This window comes from Stenotrophomonas sp. KH_036_B, assembly GCF_057839485.1.
The window spans coordinates 869,091-885,353 of the sequence record NZ_CM174491.1 but is presented as its reverse complement, the minus strand read 5'-3'; the positions used below and the strand labels follow the sequence as shown (position 1 = coordinate 885,353).

Here is a 16,263-nt window from a genome sequence, read left to right as displayed (position 1 = left end):
GCCGGCAGGTGCCGACCGTTGGTCGGCACGCCGGATCAACCGGCGAAACGATCCGTCGCGCGCACCAGCGCGTCGATGTTCTCCGCTTCGAACGCCGAGTGGCCCGAGGCCGGGCTGATCTCCAGCGTGGACGTCGGCCACGCCTTGTGCAGTTCCCATGCATTCTGCAGCGGGCACACCACGTCGTAGCGGCCGTGCACGATCACACCGGGAATGTCGGCGATGCGGTGCGCGTCGCGCAGCAGCTGTTCTTCCACCTCGAAGAAGCCGCCGTTGACGAAGTAATGGTTCTCGATCCGGGCGAACGCCAACGCGAACTGCGGGTCCTGGTGGCTGTTGACGAAGTCGTCGTCGACATGCAGGAAGCTGGTGGCACCTTCCCACACGCTCCACGCCTTGGCCGCTGCCAGCCGGGTGGCTTCGTCGTCGCTGGTCAGGCGGCGATGGAAGGCGGAGATCAGGTCATGCCGCTCCACCACCGGGATCGGTGCGAGGTAGTGCTCCCACGCGTCGGGGAACAGGCGATTGGCGCCTTCCTGGTAGAACCATTCCAGCTCCCAGCGGCGCAGCATGAAGATGCCGCGCAGCACCAGTTCGGTCACGCGCGCCGGGTGGGTCTGTGCGTAGGCCAGTGCCAACGTCGAGCCCCAGCTGCCGCCGAACACCTGCCAGCGCTCCACCTTGAGGTGTTCGCGCAGCGTCTCGATGTCGGCCACCAGGTCCCAGGTGGTGTTGTCCACCAGGTCGGCGTGCGGGGTGGAGCGCCCGGCACCGCGCTGGTCGAACAGGATGATCCGGTACTTGGCCGGGTCATGGAACTGGCGCATCTTGTCGCTGCAGCCGCCACCCGGGCCACCGTGCAGCATCACCACCGGCTTGCCGTCCGGGTTGCCACACTGTTCGAAGTACAGCGTGTGGCGGTCGTCGACCTTCAGGCTGCCGACGTCGTAAGGGGTGATGGCGGGATACAGCGTGCGCATGTGGGTGACTCCATGTGGAATGAACGGCCGCAGCGGCGATCAGGCGATGCCCCGCTGCGGGCCCTCATTCTAGCCTTGCGCGCTGCCGCCACCGGCGTCGAGCGTGCCCGGCAGCCGGCCCAGGCTGACCCGGTCGCGCTGCTCCAGATCCACCTCAGTGGCGACATCAACGAAGCCGTGAGCGTCCAGCAGCGCGCGGATCGCCCCGCCCTGGTCCCAGCCATGCTCGAGCAGCAGCCAGCCGCCCGGGCGCAGATGATCGGGGGCGCCGTCGATGATCTGTCGGATGTCATCCAGCCCGTCGGGACCCGAGGCAAGCGCGGTGGCCGGCTCGAAGCGCAGGTCGCCACGCGCCAGGTGCGGATCGTCGCTCGCGATGTACGGCGGATTGCTGGCGATCAGATCGAAGCGCTCGCCCGCCAGCGGCGCATACCAGCCACCCTGCCGGAAGCCGACGTTGCCCAGCGCGTGCTGGCGGGCGTTGGCACCGGCCACGGCCAGCGCCTCCGCGCTCAGGTCGGTAGCCAGTACCTGGGCCAGCGGCCGCTCGCTGGCCAGCGCCAGCGCGATGGCACCGCTGCCGGTCCCCAGGTCGGCAATCCGCAGCGGCTGGTCGCCGGGCAGGCGGTCCAGCGCCAGTTCCACCAGCCGCTCGGTCTCGGGCCGGGGAATCAGGGTGGCAGGGCTGACGGCGAGGTCCAGCGTCCAGAAGCCACGCCGGCCGAGCAGGTACGCCACCGGTTCGCCGGCCGTTCGGCGCTGGAGCAGCACATGGAAGGCGGTCGCGATGTCGGCGTCGACCGGGTCGGTGGCATGCGCGAACAGCCAGCTGCGGTCGCGGCCCAGCACGTGCAGCAGCAGCAGTTCGGCCTCATGCCGCGCCTCCACCCCGGGCAGGTCGCGGGCGGCATCGGCAAGCAGCTGGCGGATCTCCTGCGGGGCGGCGGTCATCGGCGGGTCCGGGGAACGGTGGGGCCGCAGTGTAGGGCAACGCCCGGTCTGCGACCGAAGGTCGCGACGGCCACGGCCCGCGCGCGGCTGTTCAGCCTGCTCAACGCCCGGATAAGCAAAAACTATCGGCTGCTGTCAGCGGTCATTCTGCCAAAACCCTTGCGGCATAAAGGATCTGGTTGAAATAGCCATTGATGTTCATCTACCGATCATGCCTTTTCAATAGACTGTATCTATTGCATAGATGGAATCAATGGATTGTCCTTATGGGAATGGAGCCGCTAACCTGTGTTGGTCGCTCCACCCATGCCCTTCACCAAGAGGAATATCGATGTCGCTCATCAACACCCAGATCAAGCCGTTTGAAGCCAATGCCTACCAGAATGGCGAGTTCATCAAGGTCTCCGACAGCACCCTGAAGGGCCAGTGGTCCGTGCTGATCTTCATGCCGGCCGCCTTCACCTTCAACTGCCCGACCGAGATCGAAGACGCGGCTGACCATTACGCCGAGTTCCAGAAGGCCGGTGCCGAGGTGTACATCGTCACCACCGACACCCACTTCTCGCACAAGGTGTGGCACGAAACCTCGCCGGCCGTCGGCAAGGCCCAGTTCCCGCTGGTCGGCGACCCGACCCACCAGCTGACCAATGCCTTCGGCGTGCACATTGCCGAAGAAGGCCTGGCCCTGCGCGGCACCTTCATCATCAACCCGGAAGGCGTGATCAAGACCCTGGAGATCCACTCCAACGAGATCGCCCGTGACGTCTCCGAGACCCTGCGCAAGCTGAAGGCTGCCCAGTTCACCGCCGCCAACCCGAACCAGGTGTGCCCGGCCAAGTGGAAGGAAGGCGAGAAGACCCTGACCCCGTCGCTGGACCTGGTCGGCAAGATCTAATCCCGCAACGCCTCATCCCCATTCCCGTATCCACGGGGGTGGGGGTGAACCGAAGCCGGTGCCCGCCGCGCCCGCTTCGGTTCACCCCTACGCCGCCCAGATGTACCGTAGCGGTACGTCGACGCCGTTCCTTTGCCTGAATCAAGGAGTTTTTCGATGTTGGATGCCACCCTCCAGTCCCAGCTGAAGACCTACCTGGAACGCGTCACCCGTCCGATCCAGATCACCGCCCATGCGGACGACGGCGCCAAGTCGCAGGAAATGCTGGAGCTGCTCGAGACCCTGGTCAGCCTGTCGAACCAGATCACGCTGGACGTGTGCCGCGATGGCGCCGAGCGCACCCCCTCCTTCGCATTGACCACGCCCGGCCAGGACATCCACCTGGCGTTCGCCGGCCTGCCGATGGGCCACGAGTTCACCTCGCTGGTGCTGGCCCTGCTGCAGGTGGGCGGCCACCCGTCCAAGGCGACGGCCGAGGTGATCGAGCAGGTGCAGGGGCTGGAAGGCGACTTCAAGTTCGAGACCTATTTCTCGCTGTCGTGCCAGAACTGCCCGGACGTGGTCCAGGCACTGAACCTGGCCGCCGTGCTGAATCCGCGCATCCAGCACGTGGCGATCGACGGCGGGCTGTTCCCGGCCGAGGTCGAGGCGCGCCAGATCATGTCGGTGCCCACCGTGTACCTCAACGGCGAGATCTTCGACCAGGGCCGCATGAGCCTGGAACAGATCGTGGCCAAGCTGGATACCGGTTCGACCAAGCGCGACGCCGAGAAGATCGCCGCCAAGGCCCCGTACGACGTGCTGGTGATCGGCGGTGGTCCGGCCGGTGCCGCCGCGGCGATCTATGCCGCGCGCAAGGGCATCCGCACCGGTGTGGCGGCCGAACGCTTCGGCGGCCAGGTGCTGGACACCATGGCGATCGAGAACTTCATTTCGGTCAAGGAAACCGAAGGCCCCAAGCTGGCCGCGGCGCTGGAACAGCATGTGCGCGAATACGACGTGGACATCATGAACCTGCAGCGCGCGAGCGCGCTGGTGCCCGCCGGCGACGACGGCTTGGTGGAGATCAAGCTGGAGAACGGCGCGTCGCTGAAGTCGCGCTCGGTGATCCTGTCCACCGGTGCGCGCTGGCGCCAGATGAACGTGCCCGGCGAAGACCAGTACCGCAACAAGGGCGTGGCCTACTGCCCGCACTGCGACGGCCCGCTGTTCAAGGGCAAGCGCGTGGCGGTGATCGGCGGCGGCAACTCCGGCGTCGAGGCGGCGATCGATCTGGCCGGCCTGGTGACGCATGTGACCCTTCTGGAGTTTGATGAGAAACTGCGCGCCGATGAAGTGCTGCAGAAGAAGCTGCGCAGCCTGGGCAACGTCACCATCATCACCAGCGCCCTGACCCAGGAAGTGCTGGGCGATGGCCAGAAGGTGAACGGGCTGGTCTACAAGGACCGCGTCGGTGGCGATGCGCACCGGGTCGAGCTCGAAGGCATCTTCGTGCAGATCGGGCTGCTGCCGAACACCGAATGGCTGAAAGACTCGGTGGCGCTGTCGCCGCGCGGCGAAGTGGTCATTGACGACCGCGGCCAGACCAGTATTCCCGGCGTGTTTGCAGCAGGTGATTGCACTACCGTGCCGTACAAGCAGATCATCATCGCGATGGGCGCCGGTTCGACGGCCGCGTTGAGCGCCTTTGATCACCTGATCCGTACATCCGTTCCCAAGAGCAGCGGCGCTGTCGCCGAAGCTGCCTGAAACGTCGGGTTCCCGGTTCGCCGGGAACCTTTTTTACCTGCTGGGTAAACCACGCCATCACCCGGTCCATTACCGTCTAGAGGTACAAGGAAATGAACCTACGTGATCTGAAATATCTGGTGGCGCTGGCCGACCATCGACACTTTGGTCGGGCTGCTGCTTCCTGCTTCGTCAGCCAACCCACGCTGTCGACCCAGATCCGCAAGCTCGAGGATGAGCTGGGCCTGCCGTTGGTCGAGCGCGCACCGCGCAAGGTCATGCTCACCCCGGCAGGCGTGGAGGCGGCCGCTCGCGCCCGCTCCATCGTGGCCGAAGTGGAACAGATGAAGGAAGCTGCACGGCGCAGCCGCGACCCGGAAGCGGGCACGGTACGGCTGGGCATCTTCCCCACCCTCGGCCCGTACCTGTTGCCGCACGTGATCCCCAACATCCGGGGGCGGTTCCCGAACCTGGAACTGCTGCTGGTGGAAGAAAAGAGCGACGAGCTGCTGACCCGGCTGCGCGAGGGTCGGCTCGACGCGGCCCTGTTGGCGCTGCCGCTGGACGATGACCAGCTGCATGCGGAGTTCCTGTTCGAAGAGCCCTTCCTGCTGGCCGTTTCCGGCCAACACCCGCTGGCGCGTCGCCACCACCTGGACGTGCAGGAGCTGTCGTCGCAGAAGCTGCTGCTGCTCGAGGACGGCCACTGCCTGCGCGACCAGGCACTGGCGGTCTGCCGGCTGTTCGGCGCGAACGAGAAGTCCGAGTTCCGGGCCACCAGCCTGGAGACGCTGCGACAGATGGTCGCGGCCGATGTCGGCATCACCCTGCTGCCGACGCTGTCGGTAAAGCCGCCGGTACCGCGTTCGGAGAACATCCGCCTGCTCGACTTCAAGGGCGATGACCGCCCCAGCCGGCGCATCGCGATGGCCTGGCGGCGCAGTTCGGCCATGACCGGGTTCCTGGAACAGCTGGCGGAGCAGTTCAAGAAGTTGCCGCAGGGCCTGTTCTCGCTGGACAGCAGCGATACCGCGCTGGCGCCCCCGCGGGCGCGGCCGAGGGCCTGACCGCCAACGCTGAACCGGCTGTATCAAGGCGACCCGGCGACGGGTCGCATCCGTTCACGATAGGCAGCACAATAGAACGAGGCGGTGCCAGCAGGCGCCGCCTTTTGCATGGGTCTTCCACACACGTAAGGAGCTTCATATGTCCACTTCCAGCGGACTACCCCCATCCATCACTGTTTCCAGCCGCGACATGGACCGTCTGGACGCCATGCTGGAATCGCCCGCCAACGGCCAGAGTCCGGCCGGCCAGGCGCTGGCCCAGGAACTCAACCGTGCGACCGTCGTGGCGCCGGAAGAGATGCCTGAGGGCATCGTCATGATGCATTCGCGCGTGGAGTGCGAAGATGAGCTGCACGGCGACAAGCACGTGCTGACGCTGGTCTATCCGCGCGAAGCCGATGTCGACCAGGGCAAGGTGTCGATCCTTGCGCCGGTAGGCACCGCCTTGCTGGGCCTGGCCGTCGGCCAGTCGATGGACTGGGATGCGCCGGGTGGCCGCAAGTTGCGCCTGCGGGTCACGGCCGTCCACAACCCCACCCCGAATTGACCGTCCCTGCCGCGCATCGCGCAGGGCCCACGTTCCGCTCCAGGAGTCGCAATGAGCACCGCATCGCCGTCCAAACTCACCCAGCTGCGTGATCTCTCCGTTGTCGTTGCCGATACGGGCGACTATGAGGCGATCAAGCGCTTGAAGCCGGTCGACTGCACGACCAACCCGACGCTGGTGAAGAAGGCGTTGGACCTGCCGGTATACGCGGACCTGATCGAACGCGCGCTGGCCTGGGGCCGGGAACAGCAGGGTGAGCGCGAGACGATCGTGCACGCCGTGGCCGACCGTCTGACGGTGGGTGTGGGCACGCTGCTGAGCTCGCTGGTGCCGGGCCGCGTATCCACCGAGGTGGATGCGGACCAGGCCCACGATACGGCTGCCACGGTGGCCAAGGCGCGGCAGTTCATCGCGATGTACGAGGCGGCCGGCGTGCCGCGCAGCAAGGTGCTGATCAAGATCGCGGCGACCTGGGAGGGCGTGGACGCAGCGCGCCAGCTGCAGGCCGAAGGCATCGACTGCAATCTGACGCTGATCTTCAACCCAACCCAGGCACTGGCCTGCAGCGAGGCCGGCGCGTTCCTGATCTCGCCGTTCGTGGGCCGCATCCTGGACTGGTACGTGGCCAATGGCCAGGCACCGGCGGACATCGATGCGGACCCGGGCGTGGTGTTCGTGCGCGGCGTGTACGCCGAGTTCAAGCGTCGCGGTTCGCCGACAGTGGTGATGGGCGCCTCGTTCCGTTCGACGGCACAGATCGAAGCGCTGGCCGGCTGCGACCGCCTGACGATCTCGCCGGACCTGCTGGAAAAGCTGGACGCCGACCACGGCGAGCTGCCGCGCAAGCTGGTGGCCGGTGCAGCCGAATCGATCGCGGTCACGCCGATCAACGCCGCGCAGTTCGCCGCCGACCTGGCCGCCGATCCGATGGCCACCGAGAAGCTGGCCGCCGGCATCGACGCCTTCGCCAAGGACCTGGAAGCCCTGCGCCAGACGATCCGCGAGCGGCTGTAAGCACTGGTTGTTTGACGATGTAAAAGCGGGACGGATGCTGAGATTGCATCCGTCCCGTTTTTTTTAGGGTTTCCGCGAACGGCTGGCATTTCAGTTCATCCGAGCAGGGCGGCCGTCGGCCAGACCCAGATGGTGAGTCGCGGCCGGATGCAACAGGCAGCCACGCAGGGCGTGGCTCTACGCCGAACGGACAGGGGGCGGTAGCGTCGGTTCCCGAACGACGGGACGGAACGCCACCGCGCCCGGTAACGCATGAAAGTGATCGGCACCGCGGTTGAACTTCCGTGGCTACCTACGCACCCGCCGGCCCAACTCAGACCCTGCAATGGACACCGGCTGTTCGCCCAGATGCATGCAGCTGCCGTGCCGCAGCCCGGCAGCCCGGCAGCCCGGCAGCCCGGCAGCCCCAGAATCATCTGCAATCCGGAGCTGTCAAGCCCCAACGCCGATTGGGCAACTAACCCCGGTCCCACCAATCCTGCAATAGCCATTCGGATTCTTGGCCAGATACTGCTGGTGGTAATCCTCGGCGTAGTAATACTCCGGGGCCGGGAACACGATCTCGGTGGTGATCTCGCCCAGTCCGGCCTCACTCAGGCGCTGCTGGTAGACATCACGGCTGGCCAGGGCGGCATCGAACTGGGCCTGGCTGGTGGCGTGGATCGCCGAGCGGTACTGGGTGCCGGTGTCGTTGCCCTGGCGCATGCCCTGGGTGGGATTGTGGTTTTCCCAGAACACCTGCAGCAGCGCGTCCTGGCTGATGATGGCGGGGTCGAACACCACGTCCACGATTTCGGTGTGCCCGGTCAGCCCGGAGCAGACCTCTTCATAGGTCGGGTTCGCGGTCACCCCGCCGGCGTAGCCGACCGAGGTGGAGTAGACCCCTGGCAGCGTCCAGAACATGCGCTCGGCGCCCCAGAAACACCCCATCGCGAAGCGGATGCGCTGCAGGCCCGCGAAACCGTCCTTGAGCGGGTGGCTGTTGACGTAGTGCTGGTTGTGCAGCGGCAGCGCGTGCTCACGGCCCGGCAGCGCCTCTTCTGGCCGTGGCAGGCGCTGCTTGAACGCACCGATGCCCAACAGGCCCTTGGCAATTCCCAACATGGCGGTCTCCTAGGCCGGCAACAGGCCGGCGCTTTCGTCACCATCGAATATGGGGTCGTCCAGCGGCCCGCCCAAGTCCAGCCCGGCCACGATCTGCTCCGCCTCCGGCCGCGCCAGATCAGGAACGCAGACCCGCAGCACCCCGAACAGCGGCAGCTCGCCCATGCCGCCCAGCAGCGACTCACCGAACACGAACGCCGGGATCCCCGCCGCCTCCAGCGCATGCTTGACCAGATGGGCGTCGAACAGGTTGTCGGCCTGGTAGATCACGTGCATGGGCGGGGCTCCGGAAGGGGGACAGGGCCAGCATACGCTGGAGACCGCATAGTGCCGGCCGCCGGCCGGCGCCAGGCGGCACCGCAAATTCGCGTAGTGCCGGCCGCCGGCCGGCTCCAAGCGGCACCGGAGATTCTCGTAGTGCCGGCCGCTGGCCGGCTCCAGGCGGTGCCGGAGATTCGCTGTCTAACGCGTCCCGGAGGGACGCGTTAGACTGGCGGTCTTTCTGCCTTCTGCCTGCGCATCATGTCCGAGCCTATTGCCGCCCCTACCGACGCCCTTCCGGAAACCCTCGAAAAGCGGGATTTCATCCGTCAGATCGTCCGCGAGGACCTGGCCGCCGGCAAGCATTCCGCGATCAAGACGCGCTTCCCGCCGGAACCCAACGGCTACCTGCACATCGGCCATGCCAAGTCGATCTGCCTGAACTTCGGCATCGCCGGCGAGTTCAGCGGCGTGTGCAACCTGCGCTTCGATGACACCAACCCGGCCAAGGAAGATCCCGAGTACGTGGCCGCGATCCAGGACGACGTGCGATGGCTCGGTTTTGAATGGAACGAGCTGCGCCACGCCTCGGATTACTTCGACGCCTATTATCTCGCCGCCGAGAAGCTTATCCGCGACGGCAAAGCCTATGTCTGCGACCTCTCGGCCGAGGAAGTGCGCGCCTACCGCGGCACCCTGACCGAACCCGGCCGTCCGTCGCCGTGGCGCGAACGCAGCGTTGAAGAAAACCTGGACCTGTTCGCGCGCATGCGCGCCGGCGAATTCCCGGACGGCGCACGCACCGTACGCGCCAAGATCGACATGGCCAGCGGCAACATCAACCTGCGCGATCCGGCGCTGTATCGCATCAAGCATGTCGAGCACCAGAACACCGGCAATGCCTGGCCGATCTACCCGATGTACGACTTCGCCCATGCCCTGGGTGATTCCATCGAAGGCATCACCCACTCGCTGTGCACGCTGGAGTTCGAAGACCACCGCCCGCTGTACGACTGGTGCGTGGACAACGTCGATTTCGCCCACAACGATGCGCTGACCCAGCCGCTGGTGGATCGCGGCCTGCCGCGTGAGGCCGCCAAGCCGCGCCAGATCGAATTCTCGCGCCTCAACATCAACTACACCGTGATGAGCAAGCGCAAGCTGATGGCGCTGGTCACCGAACAGCTGGTCGACGGCTGGGAAGATCCCCGCATGCCGACCCTGCAGGGCCTGCGCCGCCGCGGCTACACCCCGGCGGCAATGCGCCTGTTCGCCGAACGCGTGGGCATCAGCAAGCAGAACTCCATGATCGACTTCAGCGTGCTGGAAGGCGCGCTGCGCGAAGACCTCGACAGCGCCGCCGCGCGCCGCATGGCGGTGGTCGATCCGGTCAAGCTGGTGCTGACCAACCTGCCCGACGGCCACGAAGAGACCCTGACCTTCTCCAATCACCCCAAGGACGAAGCATTCGGCACCCGCGAGGTTCCGTTCGCACGCGAACTGTGGATCGAGCGCGAGGACTTTGCCGAGGTTCCGCCCAAGGGCTGGAAGCGCCTGGTGCCGGGCGGCGAAGTGCGCCTGCGCGGCGCCGGCATCATCCGCTGCGATGAGGTGATCAAGGACGACGCCGGCACCATCACCGAGCTGCGCGGCTGGCTGGATCCCGAATCGCGCCCGGGCATGGAAGGCGCCAACCGCAAGGTCAAGGGCACCATCCACTGGGTCAGCGCCGCGCATGCCGTGCCGGCCGAGATCCGCCTGTACGACCGCCTGTTCTCGGTGCCCAACCCGGACGACGAATCCGAGGGCAAGACCTACCGCGATTACCTCAACCCGGACTCGCGTCGCACCGTGACCGGCTACATCGAACCGGCCGCGGCCACCGCCGCACCGGAGCAGTCGTTCCAGTTCGAGCGCACCGGCTACTTCGTCGCCGACCGCCGTGACCACACCGCCGCCGCGCCGGTGTTCAACCGCAGCGTCACCCTGCGCGATACCTGGTCGGCGTAAGCCGCCCGGGCCGGCGTGCTGCGCCGGCCCTGCCATCTCCACCGCGCCGATCCTGCCCAGGCAGGGTTGGCCGGGCGCGCCTGCGTGCCAGCGTTCAGCGCGGACACGGCAGCGCCACGCCCGGCCCGATACACTGCGCCCGCCCCACCCGAATACCCATAGGCCCCATTCCGATGCTGTACGCGCAAGTCCACCTCACCCTGCCCGCCTGGATCCACGACCAGATCGACCTGGGCCGTGCCTATCCCGGTGACGCCGACAAGGTCGCGCTGGCGATCGAGCTGTCGCGCCTGAATGTCGAGGCACAGACCGGCGGCCCGTTCGGCGCGGTGGTGTTCGGCCCGGACGACCGCGTCATCGCCGCGGGCGTGAACCGCGTGGTGCCACACAGCACCTCGCTCGCCCATGCCGAGAACATGGCCTACATGCTGGCCCAGCAGCGCCTGCAGACGCCGCGCCTGAACGATGTGCTGGCCCCGATCACCCTGGCCACCTCCTCGCAGCCGTGCTGCCAGTGCTATGGCGCCACCATCTGGGCCGGCATCGACCGGCTGCTGATCGGCGCCAGCGCGCAGGATGTCGAAGAACTCACTCCGTTCGACGAAGGCCCCCTGCCGGCCGACTGGATCGGTGAACTCAACACGCGTGGCATCGAGGTCGTGCGCGACATCGAGCGCGATGCAGCGCGCGCGGTACTGCGCCAGTACGGAGAGACCAACGGTGCGCATTACTGATCTCCACGCCACGGGCGTGCGCCGATGAGCGGGCTGCTGTGCCTGTGCCGGCAGGGATTCGAACCAGAACTGGCCGGTGAGCTCAGCGAGCGCGCCGCCTACGCGAACATCGCCGGCTATGCGCGTACGCAGCGCAACGATGGCTACGTGCTGTTTGCCACCGAAGAAGGCGCCGCGCTGTCCAAGGCCCTGCCCTGGCGCTCGCTGATCTTCGCCCGGCAGAAGCTGGTGGTGCTGGCCGAGCTGCGCGAGTTGGATCCCACCGACCGGATCACCCCGATCCTGGCGGCTCTGGAGGGCCAGCAGCGCTTCGGCGACATGTGGGTGGAACATCCCGATTCGGACGAAGGCAAGCCGCTGGCCGGCCTGGCCCGCGCGTTCGGCAATGCGCTGCGCCCGGCGCTGCGCAAGGCCGGCCTGCTCACCGACAAGCCCAATACCAGCCTGCCGCGCCTGCACGTGGTATTCGTGGATGGCCGCCACGCCTTTGTCTGCGTGGCTGACACCCGCGACAGCGCGCCGTGGGCCCTGGGCATTCCGCGCCTGAAGCTGCTGACCGAAGCGCCGTCGCGCTCGGCGCTGAAGCTGGACGAGGCGCTGTTGACCCTGATGAGCCCGGAAGAACGCGAGCAGCTGGTCAAACCCGGCATGCGCGCGGCCGACCTGGGCGCGGCGCCCGGCGGCTGGACCTGGGTGCTCACCCGCCAGCACATGCACGTGATCAGCGTGGACAACGGCCCGCTGCGCGAGCACGTGCTGGAGACCGGCCTGGTGGAACACCTGCGTGCGGACGGCTTCCACTGGCAACCGGAAACACCACTCGACTGGATGGTCTGCGACATGGTCGAGCAGCCGCGCCGCGTGGCCGAACGCATGGCCACCTGGTTCCGCGAGGGCTGGTGCCGGCATGCGATCTTCAACCTCAAACTGCCCATGAAGAAGCGCTGGGACGAAACCCGCCTGTGCCTGGAACTGTTCGAAGCGCAGGCGGGCAAACCGCTCAACCTGCGCGCCAAACAGCTCTACCACGACCGCGAAGAGATCACGGTGCTGGCGTGGAGGGGACGGTGAGGCGCCTGCGGGCGCTGATCCTGCTTGCACTGCTGCCGCTGTCTGCGGCAGCCCAGGTGCGCACGCCCGCGCCGGCGATCAGCGAACCGCTGCGGGACGTCCCGGCCAGCGTACGCACCCAGCCGCTGTCCAGTGGCGAGGTCACCCATGCAGTCACCCTGCCACCGATTGCCGGCGAAGCCACGGTGACGGTGCGGTCTGTTCGCCCGGACAGCGTCGTCGGCCAGTACCGCTTCGCCTTCGAAACGCTGGACCTGGACGGGGATGGCTTCATCAGCCGCGATGAGGCACAGGCCAAACCGGCCCTGGCCGACGAATTCACGTCGCTCGACACCCTGCACCGCGGCCGGCTGGACCGCGCTCAGCTGCGCGGCTGGCTGCTGCCCTGAGCCGCGACTAGTCCGGGAAGCGCTGCAGGTGGACGCATTCCGCCAGACCCTTGCGCAGTGCGTCCCGCTGCTCGTCTGTCTGTGCCGCGCCCAACTGTCGGCGGAGGTCTACCTCCAACTGCCCGACGTGGATCAGCTGCGCCTCGAAGAACGCAGGCGTCAATGCGCCCGCATCCGTGCGCGTTCCGTCGACCACCTGCTGCAGTTCGGCACCGGCGTCCAACGCGGGTTTGCTTGCATACCCGACGCCATATTGGTGGCCCACGTTGTTGATCAACAGGAGCAGGCCACTCAGCTTTGCTACTGCTTCCTCCGGCTGCTTCGCCATGGCCCGAGCGGCGTGAGGGTAGTTGCCCGTACGCGGCTTCTGCCAAAGCGCGCTGAAAGGATTGATGGAGAGGCTCATGGAACTCCGACAGGTCCTGGAAGACGGAATGCGCCGCCGATCCATCCGATCCACATCGACGGCGCGAACTCAGTCTGCCGGTTGCATAGGCGCTGCCACTTTCAGGTTTCGATCACTGTGGGCGAATTGCGACAACGGCGTGCGCACTACCGCACGCCAGAATCCGGCTCACTTCTTCAACAGACGCTTTGCATCGCGTGACTGGGCGACGAGTTCGGCCAGGTCCCTGCAGCGCTGGTGCGACGTACTGCCTTGCTGGCCACGCTCCCGGCGCGCCGCGCTGAGCTGTGCCTTCAGTTCGCCCTGGATACCGCGCATCTGCTGCGCGGCATCGTCGCGCACGGCCTTTGGCAATGCCGGCGAACCGTTCTGCTGTGCGGCCGCCGCCTTGGCAACGAAGGCCTGGAGCGCGATCTCCCGCTTGAGCATCGGGGTGGAACGGTACGTATTCTTCACCTCGGTCAGCAGCCCGTTGACCGCCCGGAGCTGGTCAGCGGAGCGATCCTTCAGCTGCGCGGTGCGCGTGGGCCCCCAGTTCATCAGCTTGTGGAAGAGTTGCTGTGCGGATGGGTGGGTCTTCATGGATATTCCAGATCGCTGGCGGGGCTGCTAGCCCGGGAAGCATCCCCCAGCTGGCCCAACACCGCTTCCATGTTTCCATCACCCGGCGCGCGGACGCGCCTACAGCCCCGCCGCGCGTTTCCACAACGCCGACACCAGCGGCGGCCACTTGCCGACGCAGCCGAGCGCGCGCCCGCGGGCAAGGGTCAAGTGCATCTCGTCGTTGGAGAACACCGTGTTGATTGCGTCAAAGCCGTACGCGGACACCGTATTGTCGCTGCGGCGCTCGCGCGCCCAGCGCTGCAGTTTGTCCGGCGACGCCCAGTCCTGGCGCCGCTGCCGCGCGCGCAGCACCAGCGCATGCAGCGCGGCCACATCCCGCAGGCCCAGGTTCACGCCCTGTCCGGCCAGCGGATGGACCACGTGGGCTGCATCGCCCAGCGTCAGCACCCGGCCCGCCACGTACTCCGTGGCGAGCTGGCGCCGCAGCGGAAACGCGGCCCGCGCCGACGCCAGCCGCATGGCGCCCAGTCGCGCACCGAACGCGCGGGTCAGCTCCTGCCCGAACGCCGCCTCGTCCAGGGCGAGCACACGTTCGGCGTCGGCGTCGGGCAGCGTCCAGACGATCGAACTGCGCCGGGTGCCGGTCGGCAGGACCGCCAGCGGACCGGTCACCAGGAAGCGCTGCCAGGCGGTCGCTTGATTGTCGTGCTCGGTGTCGACGTAGGCCACCACGCCACGTTGCCCATAGTCCTGCCGGGTGACCTCCAGCCCGGCCAGCCGGCGCAGGGTGGATTCGGCGCCGTCGGCGGCGATCGCCAGCGCCGACTCCAGCCGACGGCCATCGTCCAGGCGCAGGCGCACTCCATCGGCGTCCTGCTCCAGCGCCTCCACCCGGGCCGGGCAGCAGATCTGCACCCCCGCTGCCGGCAACGCCGCCCACAGGCGATCGACCAGCAGGTCGTTCTCGATGATCCAGCCCAGTTGTTCGCGGCCGAGCGTGTCGGCATCGAAGCGCAGCTCCTCACCACCGGCAGCGTCCCAGACGCGCATGCGCCGGTAAGCGCAGGCGCGTGCCGCCAGTACCGATGGCCACACCCCCAGGGTGCGCAGCAGCTGCGCGTTGTCGGGAGCGAAGGCATAGACGCGCAGGTCCGGTTGCTGCGGCTGCCACGCCGGTGGCTCGCGGCCCTCGACCAGGGTCACCTCCAGCCCGGCGTCGGCCAGGGCCAGCGCACAGGCGGCCCCCACCACGCCCCCGCCGACCACGGTCACATCGCGCGCGCGGCGGCTCATACGCCCGCTCCACGGCACAGTGCGGGAACCTCACCGCGGAAGCCCATTGCGCCGCCCACCAGCATCGACTGCATCGGCGTGGCCTGCGCGGCAAGCAGGCCGAGACTGCGCAGCGGACGCAGCAGCGGCGCCGGGTTGCTGGTCACGCGGGCCAGCCCGCCGGAGAACGCGATGGTCTGGCGGCGATCCTCTTCGCGGCGCGCGACGTGCGCCTGCAGCAGCGCGTCGCTGCCGGCGTCGCCGGCCTCGGCGACCAGCTCGGCCAGCGTCAGCGCATCGCGCAGGCCCAGGTTGAAGCCCTGCGCGCCCAGCGGATGGATGGTCTGCGCGGCATTGCCGAGCAGCACGCTGCGCTCGCCGGTCAGCGCGCGGGCCAGCACCTGGATCAGCGGGTAGGCGCTGCGCGGGCCGCTCTCGAGCAGGCGACCGGCACGCCAGCCGATCGCGCCCTGCAGCCGCTGCAACCAGGCCGCGTCATCCAGCGCCAGCACCGCATCGGCCTGGTCGCGTGCAACGCCGTGCACGGCACCGTAGTGGCGGTCGCCGCGCGGCAGCAGCGCCGTCGGCCCGGTATCGGTGAAGCGCTCGTAGGCGGTGCCATCCGGCGCGCGCGCCGCACGCACCCGCGCTACGAACAGGGTCTGCTGGAAATCGTGTTCGTCCACCCCGATGCCGAGCGCCTCGCGCACCGCGCTGCGGGTGCCGTCGGCGCCCACTACCAGCCGCGCCAACAGGCAGCGTTCACCGCCCTCATCGGTGATGAACACCTGGCGATGGCCATCCACCGTCGCCCCCAGCCGCACGAAGCGGGCCGGCCGATACCGGGTCAGGTGCTGCAGCGACTGCAGCCGGGTCTCCAGTGCCTGGCCGACATCGCGCGCCACCACCACCTGCCCGAACCAGGGCCGCTGGTACTGCGCGGCGTCCATCTGCACCCGGCCGAAATCACCCGCCCGGCTCACATGGATACGTGTGATCGGCCCCACCGCCGATCCCAGCAGCGGCATCACCCCCAGCGCCGTCAGCGCGTTGACCGTGGCGGCGGCAAAGCTGAGGTTGCGCTGGTCGAATACAGGCGGCAGCACCTCGGCCGGCGCGGCCTCGACCAGCCCGACCGTGCGTCCGGCCCGGTCCAGCGCGATGGCCAGGCTGGCACCCACCAGCCCCCCGCCCACGATCACTACGTCATGACGTTCACTCATGCCGCCCATGATAGTGCGTGCGACCTGCCGGGAGATGAGCGTCGGGG

General features: G+C 67.7%; 17 protein-coding genes. 9 read left to right on the top strand and 8 right to left on the bottom strand.

From position 1 onward, the window contains the following. Nucleotides 1-35: 35 nt before the first annotated feature. Together pip and prmC are read right to left on the bottom strand one after the other, a co-directional pair. Entirely contained in the window at nucleotides 36-980 is a 945-nt protein-coding gene (gene pip / locus AC3ITN_RS03910; RefSeq protein ID WP_313346888.1) for a prolyl aminopeptidase, read from the bottom strand. 69 nt (nucleotides 981-1,049) lie between these two features. Further along, nucleotides 1,050-1,931 carry a peptide chain release factor N(5)-glutamine methyltransferase gene (gene prmC, locus AC3ITN_RS03905; RefSeq protein WP_489392136.1) on the bottom strand — a complete coding sequence of 294 codons (882 nt, stop codon included), beginning with the start codon at nucleotides 1,929-1,931 and terminating at the stop codon, nucleotides 1,050-1,052. A gap of 331 nt (nucleotides 1,932-2,262) precedes the next feature. Here prmC and ahpC point away from each other — a divergent pair, with 331 nt between their 5' ends. The 5 genes from ahpC (at nucleotide 2,263) to AC3ITN_RS03880 (ending at nucleotide 7,182) form a co-directional block, all read left to right on the top strand. After that, a complete protein-coding gene (gene ahpC / locus AC3ITN_RS03900; RefSeq protein WP_068849365.1) occupies nucleotides 2,263-2,826 on the top strand; it encodes an alkyl hydroperoxide reductase subunit C in 564 nt (187 codons plus the stop codon). Between the two features lie 156 nt (nucleotides 2,827-2,982). Continuing rightward, a complete protein-coding gene (gene ahpF / locus AC3ITN_RS03895) occupies nucleotides 2,983-4,575 on the top strand; it encodes an alkyl hydroperoxide reductase subunit F (protein WP_489392135.1) in 1,593 nt (530 codons plus the stop codon). Between the two features lie 92 nt (nucleotides 4,576-4,667). Beyond that, nucleotides 4,668-5,621, top strand: coding sequence for a DNA-binding transcriptional regulator OxyR (gene oxyR / locus AC3ITN_RS03890; RefSeq protein ID WP_313346897.1), 954 nt, complete (start codon nucleotides 4,668-4,670; stop codon nucleotides 5,619-5,621). A 139-nt stretch (nucleotides 5,622-5,760) separates the two neighbouring features. After that, nucleotides 5,761-6,168, top strand: a complete 408-nt coding sequence (gene rnk, locus AC3ITN_RS03885) for a nucleoside diphosphate kinase regulator (protein ID WP_313346899.1) — start codon at nucleotides 5,761-5,763, stop codon at nucleotides 6,166-6,168. Between the two features lie 51 nt (nucleotides 6,169-6,219). After that, nucleotides 6,220-7,182 carry a transaldolase gene (locus tag AC3ITN_RS03880; protein WP_313346901.1) on the top strand — a complete coding sequence of 321 codons (963 nt, stop codon included), beginning with the start codon at nucleotides 6,220-6,222 and terminating at the stop codon, nucleotides 7,180-7,182. 432 nt (nucleotides 7,183-7,614) lie between these two features. On the opposite strand, the gene msrA is transcribed toward AC3ITN_RS03880, so the two are convergent. Together msrA and AC3ITN_RS03870 are read right to left on the bottom strand one after the other, a co-directional pair. Continuing rightward, a complete protein-coding gene (msrA, locus tag AC3ITN_RS03875; RefSeq protein WP_489392869.1) occupies nucleotides 7,615-8,265 on the bottom strand; it encodes a peptide-methionine (S)-S-oxide reductase MsrA in 651 nt (216 codons plus the stop codon). Between the two features lie 30 nt (nucleotides 8,266-8,295). Further along, nucleotides 8,296-8,562, bottom strand: coding sequence for a putative signal transducing protein (locus AC3ITN_RS03870; RefSeq protein WP_313346903.1), 267 nt, complete (start codon nucleotides 8,560-8,562; stop codon nucleotides 8,296-8,298). 246 nt (nucleotides 8,563-8,808) lie between these two features. On the opposite strand from AC3ITN_RS03870, the gene AC3ITN_RS03865 reads away from it, so the two are divergent. The 4 genes from AC3ITN_RS03865 to AC3ITN_RS03850 all read left to right on the top strand — a co-directional run bounded on the left by AC3ITN_RS03865 (nucleotide 8,809) and on the right by AC3ITN_RS03850 (nucleotide 12,751). Next, the gene (locus tag AC3ITN_RS03865) at nucleotides 8,809-10,557 is read left to right on the top strand and encodes a glutamine--tRNA ligase/YqeY domain fusion protein (protein WP_313346906.1); all 1,749 of its coding nucleotides are present in this window, start codon (nucleotides 8,809-8,811) and stop codon (nucleotides 10,555-10,557) included. 173 nt (nucleotides 10,558-10,730) lie between these two features. Continuing rightward, the gene (locus tag AC3ITN_RS03860; RefSeq protein ID WP_313346908.1) at nucleotides 10,731-11,291 is read left to right on the top strand and encodes a nucleoside deaminase; all 561 of its coding nucleotides are present in this window, start codon (nucleotides 10,731-10,733) and stop codon (nucleotides 11,289-11,291) included. A gap of 24 nt (nucleotides 11,292-11,315) precedes the next feature. Continuing rightward, on the top strand, nucleotides 11,316-12,362 hold the full coding sequence (rlmM, locus tag AC3ITN_RS03855; RefSeq protein ID WP_313346911.1) for a 23S rRNA (cytidine(2498)-2'-O)-methyltransferase RlmM: 1,047 nt from the start codon (nucleotides 11,316-11,318) through the stop codon (nucleotides 12,360-12,362). Next, complete coding sequence (locus AC3ITN_RS03850) at nucleotides 12,347-12,751, top strand: EF-hand domain-containing protein (RefSeq protein ID WP_489392134.1); 405 nt, start codon at nucleotides 12,347-12,349, stop codon at nucleotides 12,749-12,751. The genes rlmM and AC3ITN_RS03850 overlap by 16 nt, the downstream gene beginning before the upstream one ends. Before the next feature lie 7 nt (nucleotides 12,752-12,758). Here AC3ITN_RS03850 and AC3ITN_RS03845 read toward each other — a convergent pair whose 3' ends face one another. The 4 genes from AC3ITN_RS03845 to ubiH form a co-directional block, all read right to left on the bottom strand. Next, complete coding sequence (locus AC3ITN_RS03845) at nucleotides 12,759-13,157, bottom strand: hypothetical protein (protein ID WP_489392133.1); 399 nt, start codon at nucleotides 13,155-13,157, stop codon at nucleotides 12,759-12,761. 168 nt (nucleotides 13,158-13,325) lie between these two features. After that, nucleotides 13,326-13,739, bottom strand: coding sequence for a hypothetical protein (locus tag AC3ITN_RS03840; protein ID WP_489392132.1), 414 nt, complete (start codon nucleotides 13,737-13,739; stop codon nucleotides 13,326-13,328). 99 nt (nucleotides 13,740-13,838) lie between these two features. Then, entirely contained in the window at nucleotides 13,839-15,014 is a 1,176-nt protein-coding gene (locus AC3ITN_RS03835) for a UbiH/UbiF family hydroxylase (protein WP_489392131.1), read from the bottom strand. Beyond that, the gene (gene ubiH / locus AC3ITN_RS03830) at nucleotides 15,011-16,216 is read right to left on the bottom strand and encodes a 2-octaprenyl-6-methoxyphenyl hydroxylase (protein WP_489392130.1); all 1,206 of its coding nucleotides are present in this window, start codon (nucleotides 16,214-16,216) and stop codon (nucleotides 15,011-15,013) included. Before ubiH ends, AC3ITN_RS03835 begins: the two co-directional genes overlap by 4 nt. Nucleotides 16,217-16,263: the final 47 nt, after the last annotated feature.